Genomic DNA, 22026 nt, shown 5'->3' on the forward strand with positions numbered 1-22026 from the left:
TGCACAGTCTAATGCCAAAGGTATCCATTCTAATACGCTATTGCAAGAGATGCCTATGACAAAAAGGAGCGTGCATACACATGGTTAAGCTGCTATCTGCGTTAGTGGCATGGCTAATCGGGTTCAATTCAATACTCATGTTACCTGCGCAAGCAACCTCCGCGGTTATCGAGTCATCCTACCCCAACCAAAAATCAGTAAGTCCTTCCCTGCTGCCTGTAACGGATGGTGACAGTTATCGTTCCACGCACCATGCTTTTGCAGCTCCTGTCATCCTGCTGGATGTGGGACACGGCGGTATTGATGGGGGTACGTCAGATGATGGTGTCCTTGAAAAAGACATCAATCTGGCGATCAGTCAAAAGGTGTACCTCCTGCTTCGCAGCAAAGGATATGCTGTCATCATCAACCGGTTGGGAGACTATGCCCTTAGTGACGAAAACCGCTGGCTGAACAGCAGATCCCGTCATCGCAGGGATCTGGCACAGCGCAAGAGTCTCAGTGAAGAAGTGAGCACGGATATTGTGGTCAGCATTCATGGAAACTGGAGTCCCAAATCGTCTACAAGGGGACCGGTTGTCCTTTACCAGAAAGAAGGTCGCAGCTACCTTCTGGCAGAGTCCATTCAGAACGAACTTAATCAGCTGTTTGGCACACGGCGCGAAGTGGTATGGGGCAAGCCTTTCTACCTGTTAAATCAGGTCAAACAACCAGCTGTTATCGTTGAGACCGGATTTGTTAGCAATGCAGCAGATCGAGCCATGATGACTGATCCAGCAGAGCAGAAACGCATTGCCCAGTCGATTGCGGACGGTATTATTTATTATTTGTCGGTAGTGTAGGGGCAGCATGCCAGTGCCAAACTTCACGCACCAGATCACCGATGCCAACAAATTCAATCTCACCCTTCAGCCGGGTAACGGATTCGCGAACAACGCTGGATGTGTTTAGCCCCGTCTGACCAACATGCCCAATGACAACACACATATTCTTTTCAACAGCTCGCTTGGCTGCTAAATCCATCTGCTGGCGAATATGCGGCTTCGAATTCCGGTCGTCCAGAAAGATATCATTACCGACCGGAGGCATGTTTTTGGATACTGCAAGTTCACCCACAACCGAACGAAAATTGGTACGACTATCTACAAAAAACAGTCCTCGTTCACGGCAAACATCAAGCACAATAGACATGATTCGTTTGTCTGAAGTAACTTTCGAGCCCATGTGATTGTTCATGCCGATGGCGTAGGGAACATCATCAATGGCTTTCTCCACTCGTTCGCGGACCTCATCATCTGTAAGACTGGATGTAATCGCACCGGGACCGAGCCATTCAGGTCTTCCTGATTTGGGTTCCATGGGCATGTGTACGATTACATCCATCCCTTTTTCATGTGCAGCGATAGCGTCTTTTTTGGTGGTGGGCAAAAACGGCATGACCGCAAGCGTCAGCTTGACTGGCATATCCAAAATCTCCGCCGTGCCTTTCATATCGTTGCCCGCATCATCAATGATGATCGCCATACGTTTGGGCTGTGGTTGGGATTGAGTCATTACTGCCGCCTGACCAGGTTCTGTGACCAGTGATTCTGCACTACAGGTAAACGGGTTCACTCCATAAGTAATAAACAGCATGCTCACCATCAACCATGCAGTTCGAATCGTCCATGTACTGGACCGTACTTTACGTTTGGCCTTTTTCATCCATCGTTCCCTCCTTTGTTCGTTCTCCTCATTATTTGAACATTGAAGAAGGAATATGTTAGACAAAAAAAGCCTGTTCCATCCAAAAGAGAAAGGCCCTCCCTTAGGAGAGCCCTCCACAATATCGTCATTCCGTCCAGCTTACTTGGTTCCCCATACCTCCATACGCTGAGCGTATTTCTGGTTAATAATATTCTCCACTTTCTCATCCCCTGCCTTTTTCATATCCTCGAGCATTTTGTCAAATATGGCATTGGCTTCCGCTTCAGTCGGGGCAATAATGGCTCTGGTAATACTTTGGTCCATAATATCCTTGACCTTTTGTGCCGTCAGAGCTTCCGGTGTTCCCCCATCCGGATTCAGGTTATCATATTCAGCTGTATCCCAGACCGAATCACCCAGGCTCTTGATGGCCAGTTCATCCACTTCGCTGCGCTGATATTTGACGGCCATGTCGTAGGGCTGTCCGTTCGGATCCAACCCATTTTTGATAAACCACAGCCATTTACGAACCCCGCTGGTTTTCACCGTTTCATCCCAGTTATCCTTGAAGCTCTGCAGGAATGCAGGATCAGGTTGACGTTTGCCATCCACCATGGTGTATTGTTCGCCTTCCTTACCCCATAGGAGCAAGTGCTGTCCTTCATCACTCGCCAAATAGTTGAACAGCTTCATCGTTTCTTCCGGGTGTTTATTATTTTTGGTTATGGCAATGGCATCCCATCCGAGCGAGCTTCTCGGTCCAAAGGTCGTTTGGGCCGGGTCCACACCAGGAGCTACGACTTTATATGCGAATAATTGATTCTTCTCACCGCCATCCTTTTTCAATGCGGCATTGCCGTTGCCCGGATCCCAGTACGCGCCTGGTGTGGAGAATACCGCACCTGTTGTGAGCTTCTGAATCCATGTTTGTGTTTTGCTAATGGCGAATTCCTTTTCGATCAACCCTTCTCTATATAGACGGTTCATATATAGCAGCATTTCACGATACTTAGGATCCTTAACATCATATTGCAATCTACCATTATTATCGTAATAGGTTTTTAAACCCCACATGCCCTTGAAGGTGCCCAGATTCGCCCCCATATTCTCGCCATTCATCGTCATGGGAACCGATTCTTTACCATCAATCGTGCTGTATTTTTGTTTAAACTGTTTGAGCAGTGCCTCAAACTCGTCTGTCGTGAACGGCTCGGATCCATCCGCTTTCTCAGGAGCAAGCTCTTCGAGCAGGCTTTGCCTCATCAGCATACCGAAGACTGGATCACTGTCGAGTCCGTACCAGTTTGCCAGATAATAGTTTTTACCATCCGTATAACGTGTCTTGGTCAACGTGTCCCCGTACATTTCCTTTAAATCTGCTCCATATTCCTCGATTAACTCATCAAGCGGAATGAAGGCTCCACTAGAAATATATTTGTCCAGAGAGGCATCTCCTCGGCTCATCACCACGACATCGGGGTAATCCCCGCTCGCCAGCATCAAGCTCAGCTTCTCGGTCGGATTTCCCGTCGGCTGCTGTATGGAGATCTCTATTCCGGTTTTGTCGGTGATTTGTTGTGCAACCGCGTCAGTGAATGGCTCACCTTTGGTATTGCCATCAAACCAGGTCAGCGTGATCGGGCCTTGTTCAGCTCCTTTTTCGCCTGTACCTGCGCTATCTGTCCCTTCGCTTGAAGAACAGCCCGCAAGCAAGCCCACGACTAATGCAGCAGTAATACCCATAACCATCCATTTTTTTGTCTTTTTCATTGACACCCTAATTCCTCCCAATGAATGAAGTGACTTGCGTTATTATGGAGCAAACCAATGAAGCTGTACCACCCCCTTTCAGGAGTGCCCGCCGAGAGTTCTTCTCAGGCAGCCAGACCAGCAATGATTAACTCTTTACTGCTCCGAGCGTCATGCCTTTGACAAAATACTTCTGTAAAAACGGATAGACGAGAATGATCGGCAACGTAGCAACCATCGTCGCAGCCATTCGTATGGTATCACTCGAAACAGCATTCCGCTTGGCTGAGTTGGCCAGCATCTGCGTTTGCGAGACCATCCCACCGGTCTGAAACTGACTCAGGATTTTGACAAGTACAGCTTGCAAGGTTTTCAAGTCTGAGCTGTACGTGAATGCATAAGAGTCAAACCAGGAGTTCCAGTGTCCAATAGCCTGGAATAATCCGACTGTTGCAAGCACAGGTGTAGTCAGCGGCATGACAATTCGGAAAAAAATCGTAAGATCATTAGCTCCGTCCACTTTGGCCGATTCCTCGATCTCATGAGGAAGCTGCTCCATGAACGTTCGTACAATAATCATGTAAAACACATTCATCAGACTCGGCAGAATGAAGACGGAGAACGTATCAATCATATTCAGCGCTTTGAGTACCATGTAATAGGGAATCAATCCGCCGCCAAAATACATCGTGAATATGAAGTACAAATTCCAACCCTTACGCCCCACCAAATTCCGCCGGCTCAGCGGATACGCCAGCATCGTGATAACCAGCACCGAGAGCGGTGCGCCAATCAGAGTTCGTTTGACTGTGACCCACAGCCCATTCAAAATCTCACTGTCTTTCAAAATCTGGCTGTAGCTGTCCAAGGTTGGTACACGTGGCCACAAGTAGACACCGCCTCGAACCGTATCCTCTGCGCTATTCAAGGAGAGGACAAGTATATTCCAAAAAGGCAGAAATGTAACCAGTAAAACCAGGACCAGAATGAGATATACAAAGAACTTAAATATCCGATCACCGAATCGGTTTAATAACATCATGAGCACTCCTTTCCTTCTTGGTTAGAACAACGCCTGATCGTTCACCTTTCTTGAGATCCGGTTCACAATAACCACGAGTATGAAAGCAACGACAGATTTGAACATTCCGACAGCAGCTCCGTATGAAAACATGCTGTTCTGCAAGCCGTATTTGTAGGCATAAATATCGGTGACCTCCGAATACTCAAGTACAGTGTTGTTTTGCAGGAGATACTGCTGTTCAAAACCCGCATTCAGAATTCCGCCGACCGCAAGAATAGCCAATATGACAATGGTTGGACGTAAAGCTGGCAGAGTAATATGCCACATTTGCTTAAATCTGCTCGCCCCATCTACTCTCGCAGCTTCATAAAGTTCAGGGTTAATGGAGGAAATGGCCGCAAGATACATAATTGCACTGAAGCCCATCTCTTTCCACATGTTTGATAAGGCGATAATCCACCAAAACAAGGGTCCATTTTGCAGGAAAGCGATCGGATCATCCACAATACCCAGCAGCACCAGAATATTATTGAGCATACCGTCTGAAGCCAGGAGCGTAATGACAATATTGGCCGCAATAACCCACGAGATGAAGTGGGGCAAATATGATACCGTCTGTACAAAGCGTTTGAAAAATCCCTGCCTGGCTTCATTCAGGACAAGCGCAAGGATGATTGGCGCAGGAAACCCAAACAACAGTGTGAGCAAGCTCGTTGCGAGTGTATTGCGCATAACCCGATAGAAATCACCTGTGGTGAAGAAATATTCAAACCACTGGAAGCCTACAAACTCTGCATGGAAAAACTGCCTAAAAAAGGACTCCCCTCCCGGCTGATAATTCGTAAATGCCATATACAGTCCGAACATGGGACCATAGGAAAACAGCAAGGTTACAACGAAGGCAGGCAGCATAAGCACGAATAACCATTTTTGTTCTTTTAGTCTGCTGATCAGATTATTGCTCCTGACTGTTTTGATAGCGCTTACCTTATGCATCAGATGCCCTCCCCTTTCTTTATACCATCATGATTGGCCTGATTCAGATTCAGCTGATTACCTTTTTATCTTAATTTTGATAGCGCTTGCTTTCCATACTTCAATTCTCCGATAAATGCCGTTTTTTAAAGATGTTTTTGGTGAAAAGCGTTATTGGATTTCCATATTTGGTCTGCTATGATGAACTCTATGTAATCACTTTCAATTGAGAGAGGGCTGCTCGATGCGTCCATTTTACAGAAAATACATTTACATGCCTTTTGTTGATTTAAGCTTCAGATCCAAACTCTTTCTTGTATTTGTCCTGGTCACCATTATCCCGATGATGCTGCTGGTTTATTTCTCGTTCGAACTTACCAAATCCAAGCTGACGGAACAGCTGTACATCAACATGATGAATTCAACCGCCCAGATCACCAAAAACCTGGAGAATAAACTCGATAGCTATGAACATATTTCAGCCTCCATTTATCTGGATAATCGACTTGCCAATTACCTGACGACAGAGTATCAGGATGATCCTTCCTATCTGGATGTTTATAATTACATTGGCAATCGCATCGATACCATTATGGCTGCCTACCCTGATTTTGATAGCGCATTCATATATTCGGACAATCCGTCTCTGCCTAAGGATAATTACTACATCAAGCCGATTACACCCGAAGTTGATGAGACCGAGCTGGTCCAGAAGCTGAAACAGTCGTATGGTAATATCATTCACCTCTCCTCCCCGCAAACCGCAGATGGACCTGCCATGTTTACCCTTGCGAGACTGCTGAATAATAATAGCAATCAATATCCGTATGGGATGCTGGTATTCCAAATTTCCGAGTCTGTTATCTATTCGTTAATGGAGAAGGAAGCCGGAGGCAAAGACATTTTTATCATGAATGACCAAGGCGTTATTCTATCTTCTGCGGACAAAAAATTAATCAATACCCGGTTGCCGGAGCTGCTTGACGAGCAGTTTGATGACTCTCTTTCCGGCAGATTCGACACGACCTATCAGGGCGTCAAAGCACTCGCCGTCTATAACACGCTCAAAAATGGCTGGAAGACCGTCTCCATCTTCCCTTATGAAAGTATTATTAAAGATGCCAAATCACTGTCGCAGCTTATGATTAAAGTGTCACTTGCCTTTATAGGTGTGGCTCTGCTGCTCATTTATATTACGGCTTCACTGTTTAGCAAACGCATCCGTACTTTAATTCGTATGATTCGCCGGATTGAACGCGGAGACTTCTCTCCAACACATGAGGAACAATTGGGCAGTGATGAGATTGGACAGCTTCACTTCGCATTCCAGCAGATGACGATCCGATTGAGAAGTCTCATCACCGAGGTATATCAAAAAGAACTGCAGAGCAAGGAAGCGGAGCTCGATCTTTTGCAGGCCCAGATCAACCCTCATTTTCTGTATAACACACTGGGCTCGATCTCTTCTCTCGCGATTAAACATCAGGATCCGCAAATTCAGGAGATGGTATTAAATCTCGCCAAGTTTTATCGGATATCCCTGAACAAAGGAAAAAGTGTTCTGACCATTAATGAGGAGTTGAAGCTAACCCAAAGCTACAACGCCATTCAGCTGATCCGATTCAAGGGGCAGTTGAATTTCATTTATACCATCGATCAAGCGATCTTACCCTACTCCACGGTTAAGCTTGCTCTCCAGCCATTTGTTGAAAATGCGATTATTCATGCTGTCTGGAATCAGGAAAGGCCGCTCAACATTCATATCAAGGGGGGCTTCGAAAATGACTCGATCATCCTCTCCGTCATGGATGACGGCATGGGCATGTCGCGTGAAACCCTTCTATCTCTACTTGAAGACAAACCAGGACGGGGGTATGGTATTTCCAACGTGGACCGGCGAATTAAATTGAAGTTCGGAGAGAATTACGGTGTCCACGTATACAGCAGATTGGGTGCGGGGACGACGGTGCAAATCATCCTTCCACAAAAAGCCCTTTTATAACAGTCATGAATGCCATCGTTCTATACAAAAATACAGAAATAGGGCTGCGGAGTAATCCGCAGCCCTTGACGTTTTACTTCAGAATCAAATTGTAGATGACCTGTGCCGCTTCTGCCCGGGATGCGATCCCTTGGGGCTCAAACGTTCCATGTCTGTTTCCTTGAATCAGGCCCCGATAGGCGGCTTCGGTTACTGATGCAGCTGCCCATGGTGAAACCAGATGCATATCGCTGAATATTGTAACGTTGGAATCAACAGGCTCCTGAGCCTTTCCCAATGAATAACCCTTTATCAGCATGACTGCCATTTTCTCACGAGTAATCGGCAGATCTGGTTCGAAGGCATCCCGACTTTTGCCGCTTACAATCCCGGCCCTATACGCGATGGAGATCGGCGCAGCATACCAGCGATCCGCCGCTACATCGCGAAACTTCATTTCCCCGGCTGTGGTCAGTCCCAGAGAATGTACGAGCATTGAAGTGAACTCGGCCCTTGTAACCTCACGCCCTGGTTCAAACAAGCTCCCGTGTGTACCCTGGACAATCAGCTTGGCCGTCAACTCTTGAATAACAGGGCTCGCCCAGTGGTAAGCAGGGACATCTGTGAAGGAGCGCTCCAGCTCCAATACAGCGTATGTGCCGAATGGACTGATTTCCCCTGTCAATACATTCACTGCATATTCACCTCGGACAAATTCAAGCTTACCTTTATCTCCAATGACATACATGCCACCTTTAGAAGAATTGAAACCTTCGACCGCATGCAGACTCAAAACGACGGGCTTATCAAACTTGGAGAGTGTTTCGTTTGATCCCGATTTGCTCTGAATAGATATACTGAATTCGTAGATTTCACTCTTCAATGAAACCTTGGCTTGCGTCATGTCCTGTGCTGCGGCAATGATCTCGTTACCTTCACTGCCAAGTGGAACCATCTTGAGAGAGACGATGCTGCCTTCCCGCTGCTGTTCTGGCAACTTATTCATAAGCTGCTGAAGCACCTCTGCAGGAATTTGGAGGCTTAGCTTGCCCGATTTCACTACCAGTGCGTAGTTTCCAAGCTGCTTGACAACAGCTGAGGATAACTGCACTTCCTGCGTGTCAGCCTTGATTTCCACTACGGCTTGACCTGACTCTTTGTTCGTTTCCAGCATATCTGCTGTGATGGACAGGGTTGTAGTCACACTTTCTTGACCCCCGTTGTTCTCAGTCATGCTGCTGCCATGATTATTGTCAGTACTCCCTGAGTTTCCTGGCACTCCAGGATTCCCCGGGTTGCTCGGGGTGCTCGGGTCGCCCGGATTCCCGGGAGTACCCTTCATTTCCGTCAATTTCACCAGTCTTGATTCAGCTGCTTCCAGCGTAACCGACCATGAACCCGATACGGACGAAACTTCGCCTGTCCAGAGGTCTTTGAGCGAATACGTTTGGGCAGCATTCAACCCTGCGCGTTCCAAGTCAATCGTCCGCTCAGCAGGACTGGTCGCACTGTAGTTAAATAGGGCAAGGTAATAATCATCCCCGTCCTTCAACACAAATGTATCTGCAGCATTCGCGTTGGTGTTGCCTTCAAGAGGCCTGAATACTTTCCCTTTCCTCGCAACATCTAGAACATCCGTATTGTTGTACAGTGCAGTCATGTACTCCTGAGCCTTGGGATCATTCACATCATCGGAAGCCATCATGACCGTTCCCGTAATGACACCCGAGTTCACCCGGCTGCGGGCTTCGGTCAGACTTGATGCTTTGGCCAGTACCAGATGGTCAGGGTCGGTATAGGAATATATGGTTCCATTTTGCCAGAAGCCGTAGGTCAGCGAATTTAACATGTATTCTGTCTCGTTAATGCTGCCGTACGAATCGCATGAGATCCGTCTGCTGTGCGCATATTGGCTTGGAAAGATCGGTGCAATGGATGCACTGATGAACATTTTTCCGTCCAACCGTTCCTCGACATAACGCATGCCTTGATTATAGGCCTGAATGCCTGTGGATATTTCTTCATCGTAATGTTCGCCTTCCAGAGAACCGTGAGTCAGAAAATCCAGTTTGATGTAGGTGAAACCAAGATTCTTGAACTTATCCAGAAAATAATTCATCCGCATTTTGGCTCCTGGATGTGTCACATCCAGTGGATAAGCCCCGTCCAGGGTAGGCAGCGGTTTACCGGTAGAGTCCTTAAGCACGATATCACCATACGTATATTGGTTGTTGGTGCCTTCCACCATCTGATTCATATTGTTTCCCCAATACACAAATGGTGCCCAATAGATACCCGCATGCTGACCGTTGCCCTTTATAACGGATACAGCCTGTGCAAGTTCTTCATCACTCAGGTTATCCCAGTAGGAATCCATGTTGATAAATACATTGCCATCGTTGTTAAAGTTCTCTAAGTTGTTCTTAAAATAGTTGGAGACATCCACAACGTTCTGATAAGACAGTGTGCTGCCATACGCTCCCCAGCTATTCCAGCCAAAGGGAACGCCTTGCGGAAGTTCCGAATTTAATTCCAGTGGTGGCGTGATCACTGCATTCGCCTTACCGTATTCTTCAAGACCTGTCCGGTAATCACTGAACCCTCCCACCATAATCAAAGGCGAGGACAGTTCCGTTCCCGTCAGACTACCATGGGGCTGGGTATCTCGTGTCACATCCGTGGCAGCTCCGCCATATACGGAGAATTCATGAATTCGGTTGGCAGATCCTTGCCAATCAATACCTGTTTTCCAAGTATCATGTGTTACCGAACCAATCACCAAACCGTTACGTGTTGCGTTATTGAAGATGGCCGTCATTTCATAACTTGTATCTGTCCGGTTCATCGTTTGAGATTTATACCGAATCCAGGCATCGTTGTCAAAAGGCACGGTGAGTACACGATTGTCCGAGCTATCACCGATGTCCACTCCACCTGCATTGGAGACGGTAATTGGAGCCATGTAATTCGTCTGAATCTCCGTGTCTCCCATGGCATTCAATTGGGTCAGGAAATACGTCTTGTTTTCATAGAAACGATAAACCTGCTTCAACGTCGGTTTGCCAGCGGATGTGTGGACAAATGAAAGCTCGATTCCCTTGCCGAATCCGTCTTCCAATTCCAGTGGTGCGCCAGCAGTAGTATGGTTTTCATAATCTTTACTCTGCACGAGAGACTCATCACCGAGTTTAATGCTGCTGTATACGCCCCGTACCTTCTGCCCGTCAGTCCAGCTGTAACCAACCAATCCAGACTGTGTATTGTAAGTTACCTCATAATGTTCATTTGCCACAAGAAAACCGTACGTATAATCCGTCACGGAGATCGTTCCATATTGATGTGTATCCCCTGGTGTGCCCAGGTCTTCTTCTTCACCGGGATTCCCGGGCTCTGTCTCATTATCATCCAGTCCGGCAATGACAATTTTGTCGATATCAGGTGAATACCAATTGTTGTCATCGATCAGAATCGTGTTACTCCCTGCGTTCAAGGGCAGCGTAACATCATATGTGCCTACCGTATCCCAATCCGCAGTCTTCGGTGGTTCTTCGAATTGTTTTGCCCCGCCGTTGGCACTTATGTTAAATGGCCGTGGATCACCCGAAATGTAATAAACAACAACTTTATAGTTTCCAAACTCGTTTACGGTCACATTATTGAATTGCAGCGAACTGCCTTGGTACATGCCTCCGACCTTCTTGCCCCCCGATGCAGACGGGCTATCCGATACACTCGCATTTCCACTCAGCGTATTCCCATCCGCTTCGGCTTCATAGCTGTTAGGATCACTGGCACTTACCATGGCTTCTGTTGGACTGATACCTGTAACAAGACAGAAGATCAAAAGGATTATAAAGGATTTTTGCAGGACTCGTTCTAACATAACATCCCTCCAACTTCATCAAGTAGGCTAACGTTAGATTTACATGGATGGAAAAACTATGAATCACGTTTCTGTAATCGCTTTCAATTTATGATTTAGTTTCTCATCCTCCTTTGTGCTTCCAGTGTAATAAGGGCTGGTTATTCGTTACATGCCTAATTGTAAAAAGAGCGACAGGAATGATCCATATCGCAATGTTACGATTCATATTTGAATTTCTCTCTTTTGCAAAAACAATCCGATGATTTCAAATGTTCAGATCGTTTTCCTGTATTCATTCGGTGTAACTCCTTCATTTTTAAGAAAAAGGGATATGAAGTAGGACGTGCTCTCGTAACCTACTCTCTGAGCAATATCATGAACCTTGAGCGAGCCATCCGCCAGCATCTCCCTTGCTTTGCCAAGCCGGATACGCGTCAAATAATCATGAATGGTCATGCCTGTCTTATCCTTGAAAATGGACCTCAAATAGTTCGGCGACAGATAAACCTGCTCAGACAGGCTGTTAATCGTAACAGGATGATTGTAATTTTGATCAATGAGGGTTCGCACCTTATGAATCAGTTTTTCATTTTTGTCCATAAATCGCTCACCCAGCAGATTCACGGCATGACCTGCCGTATCCAGAATCAAGCCCTCTATCTCATGCAACGTCGATGCATTATAAATGGAGTGGTATAGCTCGGCTCGTTGAACCCCCTTCGAAAAGGGCTCCTGCACCTGTTCCAGCAATTCATCGACGAGATCGATAAACCAGTCACATATCATCTTCTTCTTGATTCGCATGGCAGCCAGGGCTTCAATATATTGATGCAGCTTCTGTGCCGCCCACTCAAAATCCAGTTGATGTATGGCCTCAAACCATTCCTTCTTCTCAAAAGGCGGCATATGCTCGCTGTACAATTGATTCGATACGGCTTCTGCATGGATCATCGTTCCGGTTCCTTCGTAGAAACGTTCGTTCAATATCACACGCATTTGCTCATATGAGCCGTGGAGACTAGACAATTCGGCAGCTTCGGCGCCTACCGCTGCAGTCACCGTAAAATCGAGTGCACTTCGCATTGCCACTGCCAAGTCCTCCCAGGCGTAATGCCCTGGCTGTTGGTCTGCTTCCATAAATAGTCCTGTCTCGCCTTCCTTGTAATCAACAAAGGTAGCTCTCAGATTCTTCGCCTGGAAATAGTAATTCAGATAAGCCACCAGCCGGGTGGTGCATTCTTCCAGACTCTGCTGCTCTTCTTCTGCTTCAATGGGATCGATGCTGAACAAGGCCAAGGCATACCGTGATGTCACGGGCAGACGGGTCAACCTGCTATAATCGGATGCCAGCTCCGCAGCACGAGTCGTGTCTTTTTCATAGGACAGTTCCTTTAGAATCGTAGCTTTAGCAGCCTCTGTGGAACGTTTCTTGATTGCAACTTCTTCACAGCGCTGTTTCACTTTCGAAATAACGCTTTCAATTTCATTCAAATCAAGCGGTTTAAGCAAATATCCGACCGCTCCGACATGAAGCGCCGATTTCACATAATGGAATTCATCATGTCCCGTCAGGAACATCACTTGAATGGAATCATACAACTCATGTATTTTTCGAGCCAGGTCAATCCCGTTCATAATGGGCATCTGCACATCGGTAAGTACAATATCAGGCTGAAGGGCCTCGATTTTCTCCAAGGCCTCTCTGCCGTTGCTCGCCGTTCCAATAATGTAGATCCCCATCTCTTCCCAGCGAATGTAATCCCTCATCATCCCAAGCCCGAGCTCTTCGTCGTCTACGAGAAAAATACTGTACATTGAAGTCCCCTCCCTTGTTAAGCTGTCTCTGTCTCTATTATATGTTTTCTTCCCCATTCGACCAGATGGTTATGATTCAATTGCTTATTTGCATGAATCATTGATTGATCAAGTTCAGCTCACGATTAAATGTGTAACTTCCTCCTGCTTCGGCATGAAAAGTCGTTTTCCGCTCTCCTCTGCATACGGTGTACGTGCCAGACGTAAAAGTACGGATTGTAGCGGACGTTAGCTCTCCATCCTCCCAAGCTGCATCTACTTCGGCATTGCCCTTGGTTCTTAGCCCAGTTACCTTCCCTTTACTCCAAGCCTGCGGCAGTGCTGGCAAGAGATGAATTTCGCCTGCGTAACTTTGCAGCAGCATCTCCGCAATAACCGCTGTTCCACCGAAATTTCCGTCAATGACGAAAATATTGGTTTCTGCACCGGCAATGCCTGACTTGGAATACGTAAACAGATTATCGAAGCACAGTCCACTTATCAGGTGCGAGACATGTTTGTAGGCCATTTCTCCATCATGAAGCCTCGCAAAACCGAGTCCAAACAGGGCAGCCGTAAATTCTACATCCTCCAGTTCCTCTTGCAGCATCCGGTTTTGCATCGTCACTCTTGCTGCCGCACTAAGCTCAGGTGTCCGCTCTGGCGTGATCTGATGCCCCGGATACAGGGCGAATAGATGTGAGAGATGCCGATGCTCCGGCTGTGCTTCCTCATAGTCCTCCAGCCATTCCTGAAGCTGTCCTTTCTTCCCAATCTGCAGCGGTGGCAGCATATTAACAGCTTCTCTCAGTTGTTCACCGAAATCCTGGTCCCTCTCCAGTAGTTCAATCGACTTCAGGCAAAATTCAAACAGCTCACGCACCAGAATCTGGTCTAATGTCGTTCCCATGGAGAGCTGGTGCACAGCACCGCCAGCGGTACCCGGATAGAAATGATTCTCCGGAGAATTGGATGGACCCGTCACCAACCAGCCATATTCGGGATGAATGTCCATATAGTCCAAATAGAAAGCTGCGGCTTCTTTGAGCACAGGATACGCTGTACTTTCCAGAAAAGCACGGTCCTGGCTATATTCATAGTGCTCCATCAAATGTGTGGCGAGCCACAGTCCTCCGGTAACATTCAACCCCCAAGATGTATCCCAGCCGGGGAGTGTGAATCCCCAGACGTTAGAAAAGACATGCGCAACCCAGCCTTCACTGCCATATAAGTTACGTGCCGTTGACTTTCCGGCTGCTACCAGGTCTTCAACGTACCTCATGAGCGGAAGATGGCTGTCTCCCAGGTTCGTAATCTCTGCCGGATAATAATTCATCTGGGTATTGATATCCAGGTGATAATCACAGCTCCAGCCCATACGGCATGCTTCTCCATCATTCCATATTCCCTGAAGATGAAGAGGCAGCGGAGAATTGACACGCGAACCGGCAATGGTCAGATACCGTCCATATTGCAGAAATAGCGCAAAAAGCTGGGGATCGTCATCCCCACCTCCAGCCAGCAACCGGATGCGCTGATCTGTCGTCAGATCACTTTTGCTTGCAGTCCCAAGCTGAATGTCGACCTTGTTATACTGCTCTGCGTAATCCTCGATGTGGTCCGCTCGCAAAAAGGAATATCCTTTGCCTAGTGCCTTATCGAGTATTACGCGGCTCTCCTGCTTCCACTCCGGTCCCTTTTCGCGATAATCGGTGCCGACAACAAAGTAAATGGAGGCCTCATCCGCTCCCTGGACGGTCAATCTTCCGTCACTCCCCGTAACCGTACCACCAGCTACAACAACCTTCACATACCCTTCGGCCGATACACCGCAGCTGCCGTTGCTGTGAACATTCTCGGTAGCCTGGCCCTCAAACTTCAATGTACAGTCATCCATTATTGTGCTGCGGAACGATCCCGTCTCTCCCTCCAGACGAAGCGAAAAGGATACGCCCCCAGAGCGATCACTCCAAACTCTGGAGACAACCAGGTCGTCAGCATGTGATGCAAAAACCTCACGATACACGGTTGTATCCTTGTTCCTCCAGGCAGCCTTGGCCAGTGCAAGATTTAAATCTAGCTCACGCCGGAAGCTTCCCTCTAGCGTTCTGTCAGGGCTATGCTCCGCAAATTGTATGACAACCTTGCACAACCCCAGATTGGTGCCAAAATTCTGCTTGTCGGGCTGCAAATATTGCTTCGCCAGACGATCTCCCTCATCATAATTGCCCGAATAGAACTGACGCCGTATCTCCTCCAGCGCCCTCTTCCCTCCTGCAAGAGCCGGCTCTGGATCTGCTTGACCAGACCAGTAGGTGACCTCACTCATGCTCCACACTTCTTGATGCGGTGCAGCCATGACCACAGCACCCACTCTTCCGTTCCCAAGCGGCAAACCTTGATTCCAATTCAATGCTGGGGTGGAGTACCACAATGTAAAATCGTCCATCTCACGCCCTCCTGTTCAAATGGGATTATCATCTGAATCTACTATCGCCGAAAACAAAATAAAGCGCGCTGTCTGTGTCCAACAAAAGCGCGCCTGTTATTAGGTTGTTGCAGATTATCAGCTTCTTTTAACCGTTAATCTGAAAATTTTGGACTCTGCTGGTTCCAGCGTAACGCTCATATGGCCACTGGTCTCCCCTTGTCCCCCTTCCCATAAGTCCTGATAACTGTACACAGTACTTGCATCCAGTCCGGCTCGCTCCAGGGAAACCGTTCTACGTGCAGCATTCGCAGCATCAAAATTAAAAACAGCCAAATAAAAACTCTTTTCGGCAGCCGATTCCAGTACAAATACGTCTGAAGCCTGCTTCCCGCAATCTCCTTCCAGGGGACGGAAAGTTCGGCCGAGCCGGACGATGCTCATGATTTCTTTGTTCGCAAGCCAATCTTTTGCCCGCTCCGCAGCCTCCGCCTGACGGAAATCATCTCCGAGCAGCAATACCGTACCTGCAATCACCGAAGCGGTCAGGCGGCTTCTTCCTTCGTGCCAGCCAGTTGCTTCCTGGTTGAAGCTCTTATACAGGACAGAATGATCCGGATCATTGTAGCGGTACAGCGTATTGTTCATCCACCATCCATGGGTCAATGAGTTTAATAGGTATTCCGTATCCTGAAGCGTACCGAAGACATCGCAGGAGATGCGGCGACTGTGAGCGAAGGAGTACGGAAAGATCGGCGCAATGGATAGGTTGATGAAGAACGGGCGGCCAATGGCCTCTGGTGAGAGCTTTTGCTGTAAATAAAACATGCCGTGGCGATAAGCTGAAATCCCTGTTGTGATCTCGGAGTCGTAATGCTGCCCTTCGAGGGCACCATGGGCAAGGAAGTCCAGCTTAATATACTCGAATCCTTCCGAGATGAATTTGTTCGCAAACCAGTCCATTCTCAGCAGATTTCCGGGATGTGTCGGGTCTATAGCCAAACCGCCGTCTACATCGGGCAAAATCTCGCCTTCCATGTCTCTCAGCAGAATATCCCCATAGGTATATTGACCATCCGTCCCTTCCACGACTTGGCTGAACTGCTGCGGGCTTCCCCAGAACGTAAATGGCGTCCAATAGGTACCCGCCCTGTGTCCGTTTTGCCGTACTCGGTCCAGCGCATCTTTCATCTCTTCAGGTGTAAAGTTATCCCAGAAGGCATCAAAGTTAATGTATAAGGTCTCTTCGTTCTGGAAACCCAGAGACTGCACTTCCTTCTTCAAAAAATCACTGGTCGACGTATACAAGTCATAATCGAGTTTGCTCATCGCTGCTGACCAGCTGTTCCAACCGACCGGAACTCCGCCTTGCCATGGCAGTGGAGCCTCCATCCAGGTGTTGGCACGGCCGTATGCTTCGAGACCATCTCTATAATCTTCGTAAAATCCGATGAATGCGAGTGGGGATTCAATGATTTTTCCTTTCACATATCCATGCGGCTGGGAGTCACGGGTCAGCTCACTGACAGCTCCGCCATAGAGATCCAGTTCTTCGAGGTGGCCGCTCTTCTCACTTTTAAACCGGATCCCCGTTTTCCATACCTTATGTGTGAGTGAACCCAGAATCATTCCCCGGCGGCTATCCGGCTCGAACACGGCTGCAGCTTCATAGCTTTCGACATCCACTGGAGGTTTGACAACCGTGTATCGAACCCATTTATCATTATCGAAAGGGACCCTTAGGATGCTGATCTCTTCCTGTTGATTTCCTGCGTTAAGCGATACCTGTTTGGATTGAACGACCGCGAAGCGATTGACCTTGATCTCTTCATCACTTTCGATTGTGCTCTGTACTAACACAAAGGGTACAGACTCGTATACATAGAAATGCTGTTCTAATTTGGGGAGCATGGACGACTTGTGCAGGATCACCAAGTGCACTCCTTTGCCGAATCCCTCCCGAGCAATGGCTTCTTTGCTTTTCAACTCATGTCTCTCGTAGTGTTCCGTGCTATATTCCCGACCTTGCCAGCGAAAAGCGCTGCGGAAATGGTTAACAAGACAAGAGCAATTGTCATTGCACGAAGCCTCACCATTTTCAAGATTAATCCCCAAGCTTACCTGCCCGTTGCTCACTTGGATTTGTGTGTCATTCTGCTGTACTTCAACGGCTGTATCGTTCGTTAGCATCATATGCCTCCTCCATGTTACATGGTTGGTTGGCAGAGTGGTCATCCCCTCCCCCAAGTCTGCCCTCATTATAAAGACAGGACAGACCGTAATCCATGCACCGATCTTCCGATCCATATCGCGATTTAACACACTTCCTGGCAAGATTTTTACTGGTTACCCTCCACTGCAATACTGTACGTCTGTCCAGCTGATGTCGGAAATCTCAGTGTAGAGGCATTGATACGGATCGTGTCCAATTGAGTACCGTTTGAAATTACGATTAGCGGAACATCACTGCGAAGTACACAATCCGCACCCAGCATGGAAGTGATCTGTGCTTCGGCGAGCTGTCCCATATCCCACCGGATGCTAACTTCAAAACCCCCTCGGGCACGCAGCCCGGAAACGTAGCCCTTCTGCCACGAATCCGGCAGGGCCGGAAGCAATTCAAGATATGAAAGGTGAGACTGCACTAACATCTCGGCAATGCCGGCGGATGCGGCGAAATTGCCGTCAATCTGAAATGGCGGATGCGCGCCAAGCAGATTGGCGTATACTCCCCCGTGGTTGTATTGCTCCGTGTCCCCGTCCTTAACCAGACGAAGCATGTTGGAGAGCAGTCGCAAGGAACGGTTACCATCCCGGAACCGACTCCAGAGAGCAACACGCCAGCCCAGGCTCCAGCCTGTACTTTCGTCTCCGCGTCGCTCCAGTGAAGTTCTTGCCGCGGCAAACCATTCCGGTGTTTCCTCCTCGGATAACTGTCGTCCAGGATATACACCTACAAGGTGCGACGTATGCCGGTGGTATGTATCCTCATCTTCGAAATCTTCCGACCATTCCTGAAGTTGACCATACTTACCGACTTGCAGCGGCTGCAGGCGTTCTCGGGCACTCTCCAGCTCCTTCCTAAACTCCATGTCTGTTCCAAGTCGTTCCGCTGCTTCCATGCAATTGGTGAACAACTCCCAGATCAAGGAAATATCCATCGTTGAACCCGAGCTGACCGCTGCTATACCTTCCACTGTGCGAAATTTATGCTCCGGAGAAGTAGATGGAGCTGTAGTTAAATTTCCACTTCCATCGTCAATAAGCCAATCCAGAGCAAAGAGTGCAGCCTTCTTCATGATCGGATAGGCCGTTGTCCTTAAATACGCTTCGTCTCTGTTAAAGGCATAATGCTCCCATAAATGCTGAGTCAGCCATACGCCACCCATTGGCCAGTACGCCCAGCTTGGATCCCCACCTCCGTAATTTCCAACCGGGGCTGTATGCGCCCATAGATCCGAGTTGTGATGAGCGGTCCAGCCGCGGGTACCATAGTTAACTTGTGCAGTCTTAGCACCTTTCTCTGCCAGATTACCGATCATATCCAGCAGAGGCATATGGCACTCCGGCAAGTTACAAACTTCAGCAGGCCAATAGTTCATCTCCGTGTTAATGTTCAATGTATAATTGCTGCTCCATGGCGGGCGGGTAAGTGCATTCCATATTCCCTGTAGATTGGCAGCTTGCGTACCAGGGCGTGAACTGGAGATCAGCAAGTAGCGTCCATAATGAAAGAGCAGTTCCACAAGTCCCGGATCTTCTGCCGCATAGGTCGTAATCCGCTGGCTTGTAGACATGCCATCCGGGGCGAGCGGCGTACCGAGCTGCAGTTTCACTCTGTCAAACAGGGAGCGATAATCCGAGATATGGGCGTCACGCAGACTTGTATATGGCTGGGCAGTCGCTACGTTCAGGAATGAACCAGCGATGACTGAAGCAATTTTCTCTTTCTCATCAGGCATGTTGTCATAGCCATTAAAACTTGTAGCTGCACTGAAATAGAAGGTAGCAGCCGTTGCCCCCAACAGATGAATGCCTTGACTATCCACAATCACCTGTCCATCCTCCGCTGTCACGGCCAGCTGTCCTTCAAAAACCATGCCCTTCCCGGCTCCCGGTTCACCGTATCTAATGGGATTATCGCTTGCGACATAGCTGGGATCCACATGGTCCGGAGCAGTACCTGATAGTACGAAGCGATCTTCCTTTACGTGAAACGTGTGCCGAAGCGGGCTGTCCAGGGCGGCATGCACATGGAGTTTTCCCTTTACACTTGCGGTCAGACGCAGCACAATCATCTGATGGGGATTCGAAGCAAACATCTCACGCTTGTAGGTAACGTTCCCAACCTGGTATTCAACGCTGTGCAGTGCCTGTTCTATATCCAGCGTCCGTTTGTAAGAATGATGAATGCCCCCGTGCTCAAAACGAAGAAGCAATTCTCCGAAGGGCAAATAGGATTGCGTATAGGGTCCCTGCATCTCTCTCGTCAGCGTGTCTGCCTCCTGATAGCGTCTCTCCTGTATTAGCTTGCGGACCTTGGGTAAAACCTCCTTCGCATTGGGATTATTACCGTCCGTAGGATAGCCAGACCATAAAGTGTCCTCGTTCAGACCGATTTTCTCCTGCTCTACTCCTCCAAAAATCATGCCGCCGAGACGGCCATTACCAATGGGAAGCCCCTCGGTCCATACACTGGCGGGTTTGTCATATTGAAGTTTCATAAGTTCTCTCCCTCATTACGTTTTAGCATGGTCACTGACTGTATTGCCTTGAACATCAGCTTCAGTGCAAGCTGTGAAATGGACGAAGTCTTCAATGCAGGACAGCTGATCCCCTCCGTCAAGACGAACGATTTCGTTCGATGTGAATACCAGTCCGGAGGTACTCTTGGCACACAAGAGCGTAACGCTGCTGCTCGTTTCGAATTGATTGTTCTGAATAATCACCTGCTTGTGAACAGGTAAACCCTCATCGATCTCTTCGTTTTCGGGCGCAATGGAGATAACCGGGTATTCCTGGCTCCCGCATTCAATGAAACGATTGCCTCTGATGGTCACATCTTCTACCCTCCCCGACTCATACCATGACTTGGCATCCGCCGCGATCAAAATAGCACTCATGTGCATCCGCTCGAACACATTGTTCACAATCCATACTTTACGCCGGGTGGTTACCAGAATGCCCCGAGTCGGGACCCTGGCAAAATAGTTATTCACAATCTCTACCTCAGGTGTCCAGGTGATGTTCTCAATCACATCCTGGCTGCCTATATCTTCCGGAATCCCATGTGCCAGGGTCAATATTAATTCGCGCGCAGTCAGACATTTGACTCCCACCACTTGGTTCGCTGCATAGGTGGTAAGAGAGCCAGCACGAACAAACTCGATCTCGTCCTCTGGGTAAAACGCAGGAATACCATACGTCTGGGGATGCATGAAACGGACTTTCACGGAATTCTCCCCCATTCGCTCAATGATACGAAGATAGGTACCATGCACATTAATGGAATCATCGTGTGAACCTATAAAACGACTGTCCTCTACCACGACCTTGCCTCCGCAGCTGGACAGGTGAAGAAAATCGGCGAAGCCGGCAACCGTTCTTCGGGTTTCGGTACGAGGAGTCATATTCATTCGGCGAAAAATAAGATTACGACTGAATTGGCCCACAACACCAAGTCCATGCAGGAAATGCAGACCGACATTGGCAAAGGTGACCGATGAGCATTCGGTGATAAGTACACCCACCTGTTCACGAAGCCCATCCCGGTTTTGCAGGACATGACCAACGTCAACATCAGGGGAGAAATCAAAATGAAAACGAAGCAGCCTCGGCTCGATCTCCTCAACATTTTTCGCCCGCTCCAGCCAGTTGTCCATTCTCCATGTTATATTGCGCAAGGGATCATAGGTCTGCATCGGCCCGTTCATAAAGCTCCAACCCTCTCCGACCCAGGCCAGTTGTCCGTTAAGGATCTCATAACGGGAATCCGGATGAACTCTGGCGTTGAAATAGCTGCTTCCCTTCTCTACAATCGTCATCTCGGTCACCGTTGGCCGGTCATAGTCCGTACGCAGATTGCAGATCTCCACATTGGTGCAACCGTCCAGAACCAGCATCGTCTGCTTCCCGTGGAAAATAAACAATGAGTCGTTGCCTTCCAGTTTCAGTCCATCCAGACCTTTCATCCGTAGGCCAATCGTCTTGGTGATATCCGGGTTCTCTTCCTCACTGGCCGTATTTGAGATGTAATAAGGAGCCTGAATGGCCTCATGCGGATAAAAATGATACCTCCCTTGAGCACAGTCCAGCACCACTGGTCCGGATATTTGAGAAGCTGCCTGAATGGCACGAGTCATTGCAGGCTGCGTATCCTGCTCCGAATCCGGCTGAGCCCCGTAATCCGTTAATCGTATGATCACAGGTGCAGCCTCTGCACCTTGTTTCAACCGATGAATGGTTATCCACCCTTTCTTGTGAGGATCATTGAACGAAGACAATTCTCATCATCCTTATGCTGT

At 48.3% G+C, this 22026-nt stretch carries 12 protein-coding genes; 2 read left to right on the forward strand and 10 right to left on the reverse strand.

From position 1 onward, the window contains the following. Positions 1-80: 80 nt before the first annotated feature. A complete protein-coding gene (locus MH144_RS08670) occupies positions 81-842 on the forward strand; it encodes an N-acetylmuramoyl-L-alanine amidase (RefSeq protein WP_239299092.1) in 762 nt (253 codons plus the stop codon). Here MH144_RS08670 and MH144_RS08675 read toward each other — a convergent pair. The 4 genes from MH144_RS08675 to MH144_RS08690 form a co-directional block, all read right to left on the reverse strand. After that, positions 817-1704: a divergent polysaccharide deacetylase family protein gene (locus MH144_RS08675; protein WP_239299093.1), complete on the reverse strand. Its 888-nt coding sequence runs from the start codon at positions 1702-1704 to the stop codon at positions 817-819. The two genes, MH144_RS08670 and MH144_RS08675, sit on opposite strands and share 26 nt — an antisense overlap. Before the next feature lie 141 nt (positions 1705-1845). Further along, entirely contained in the window at positions 1846-3456 is a 1611-nt protein-coding gene (locus MH144_RS08680) for an extracellular solute-binding protein (protein ID WP_239299094.1), read from the reverse strand. A 127-nt stretch (positions 3457-3583) separates the two neighbouring features. Then, complete coding sequence (locus MH144_RS08685) at positions 3584-4474, reverse strand: carbohydrate ABC transporter permease (RefSeq protein ID WP_110759447.1); 891 nt, start codon at positions 4472-4474, stop codon at positions 3584-3586. A 24-nt stretch (positions 4475-4498) separates the two neighbouring features. Next, positions 4499-5455: an ABC transporter permease gene (locus MH144_RS08690; protein WP_239299095.1), complete on the reverse strand. Its 957-nt coding sequence runs from the start codon at positions 5453-5455 to the stop codon at positions 4499-4501. Between the two features lie 253 nt (positions 5456-5708). Between MH144_RS08690 and MH144_RS08695 the strand changes: the two genes are divergently transcribed. After that, complete coding sequence (locus MH144_RS08695; RefSeq protein WP_239299096.1) at positions 5709-7436, forward strand: cache domain-containing sensor histidine kinase; 1728 nt, start codon at positions 5709-5711, stop codon at positions 7434-7436. 73 nt (positions 7437-7509) lie between these two features. Here MH144_RS08695 and MH144_RS08700 read toward each other — a convergent pair whose 3' ends face one another. The 6 genes from MH144_RS08700 to MH144_RS08725 all read right to left on the reverse strand — a co-directional run bounded on the left by MH144_RS08700 (position 7510) and on the right by MH144_RS08725 (position 22005). Next, positions 7510-11298, reverse strand: a complete 3789-nt coding sequence (locus MH144_RS08700; RefSeq protein WP_239299097.1) for an S-layer homology domain-containing protein — start codon at positions 11296-11298, stop codon at positions 7510-7512. A 255-nt stretch (positions 11299-11553) separates the two neighbouring features. Then, the gene (locus tag MH144_RS08705) at positions 11554-13095 is read right to left on the reverse strand and encodes a response regulator (protein WP_239299098.1); all 1542 of its coding nucleotides are present in this window, start codon (positions 13093-13095) and stop codon (positions 11554-11556) included. 97 nt (positions 13096-13192) lie between these two features. Next, the gene (locus MH144_RS08710; protein ID WP_239299099.1) at positions 13193-15523 is read right to left on the reverse strand and encodes a glycoside hydrolase family 95 protein; all 2331 of its coding nucleotides are present in this window, start codon (positions 15521-15523) and stop codon (positions 13193-13195) included. Positions 15524-15640: 117 nt separating this feature from the next. Further along, a complete protein-coding gene (locus tag MH144_RS08715) occupies positions 15641-17692 on the reverse strand; it encodes an alpha-galactosidase (protein WP_343226036.1) in 2052 nt (683 codons plus the stop codon). Positions 17693-17841: 149 nt separating this feature from the next. After that, positions 17842-20226 carry a glycoside hydrolase family 95 protein gene (locus MH144_RS08720; protein WP_239299101.1) on the reverse strand — a complete coding sequence of 795 codons (2385 nt, stop codon included), beginning with the start codon at positions 20224-20226 and terminating at the stop codon, positions 17842-17844. Between the two features lie 15 nt (positions 20227-20241). Then, the gene (locus tag MH144_RS08725) at positions 20242-22005 is read right to left on the reverse strand and encodes an alpha-1,3-galactosidase-related protein (RefSeq protein ID WP_239299103.1); all 1764 of its coding nucleotides are present in this window, start codon (positions 22003-22005) and stop codon (positions 20242-20244) included. Between the last annotated feature and the right edge of the window lie 21 nt (positions 22006-22026).

This window comes from Paenibacillus sp. ACRRY (assembly GCF_022346995.1).
In the GTDB taxonomy this organism is placed as follows: Bacteria; Bacillota; Bacilli; order Paenibacillales; family Paenibacillaceae; genus Paenibacillus.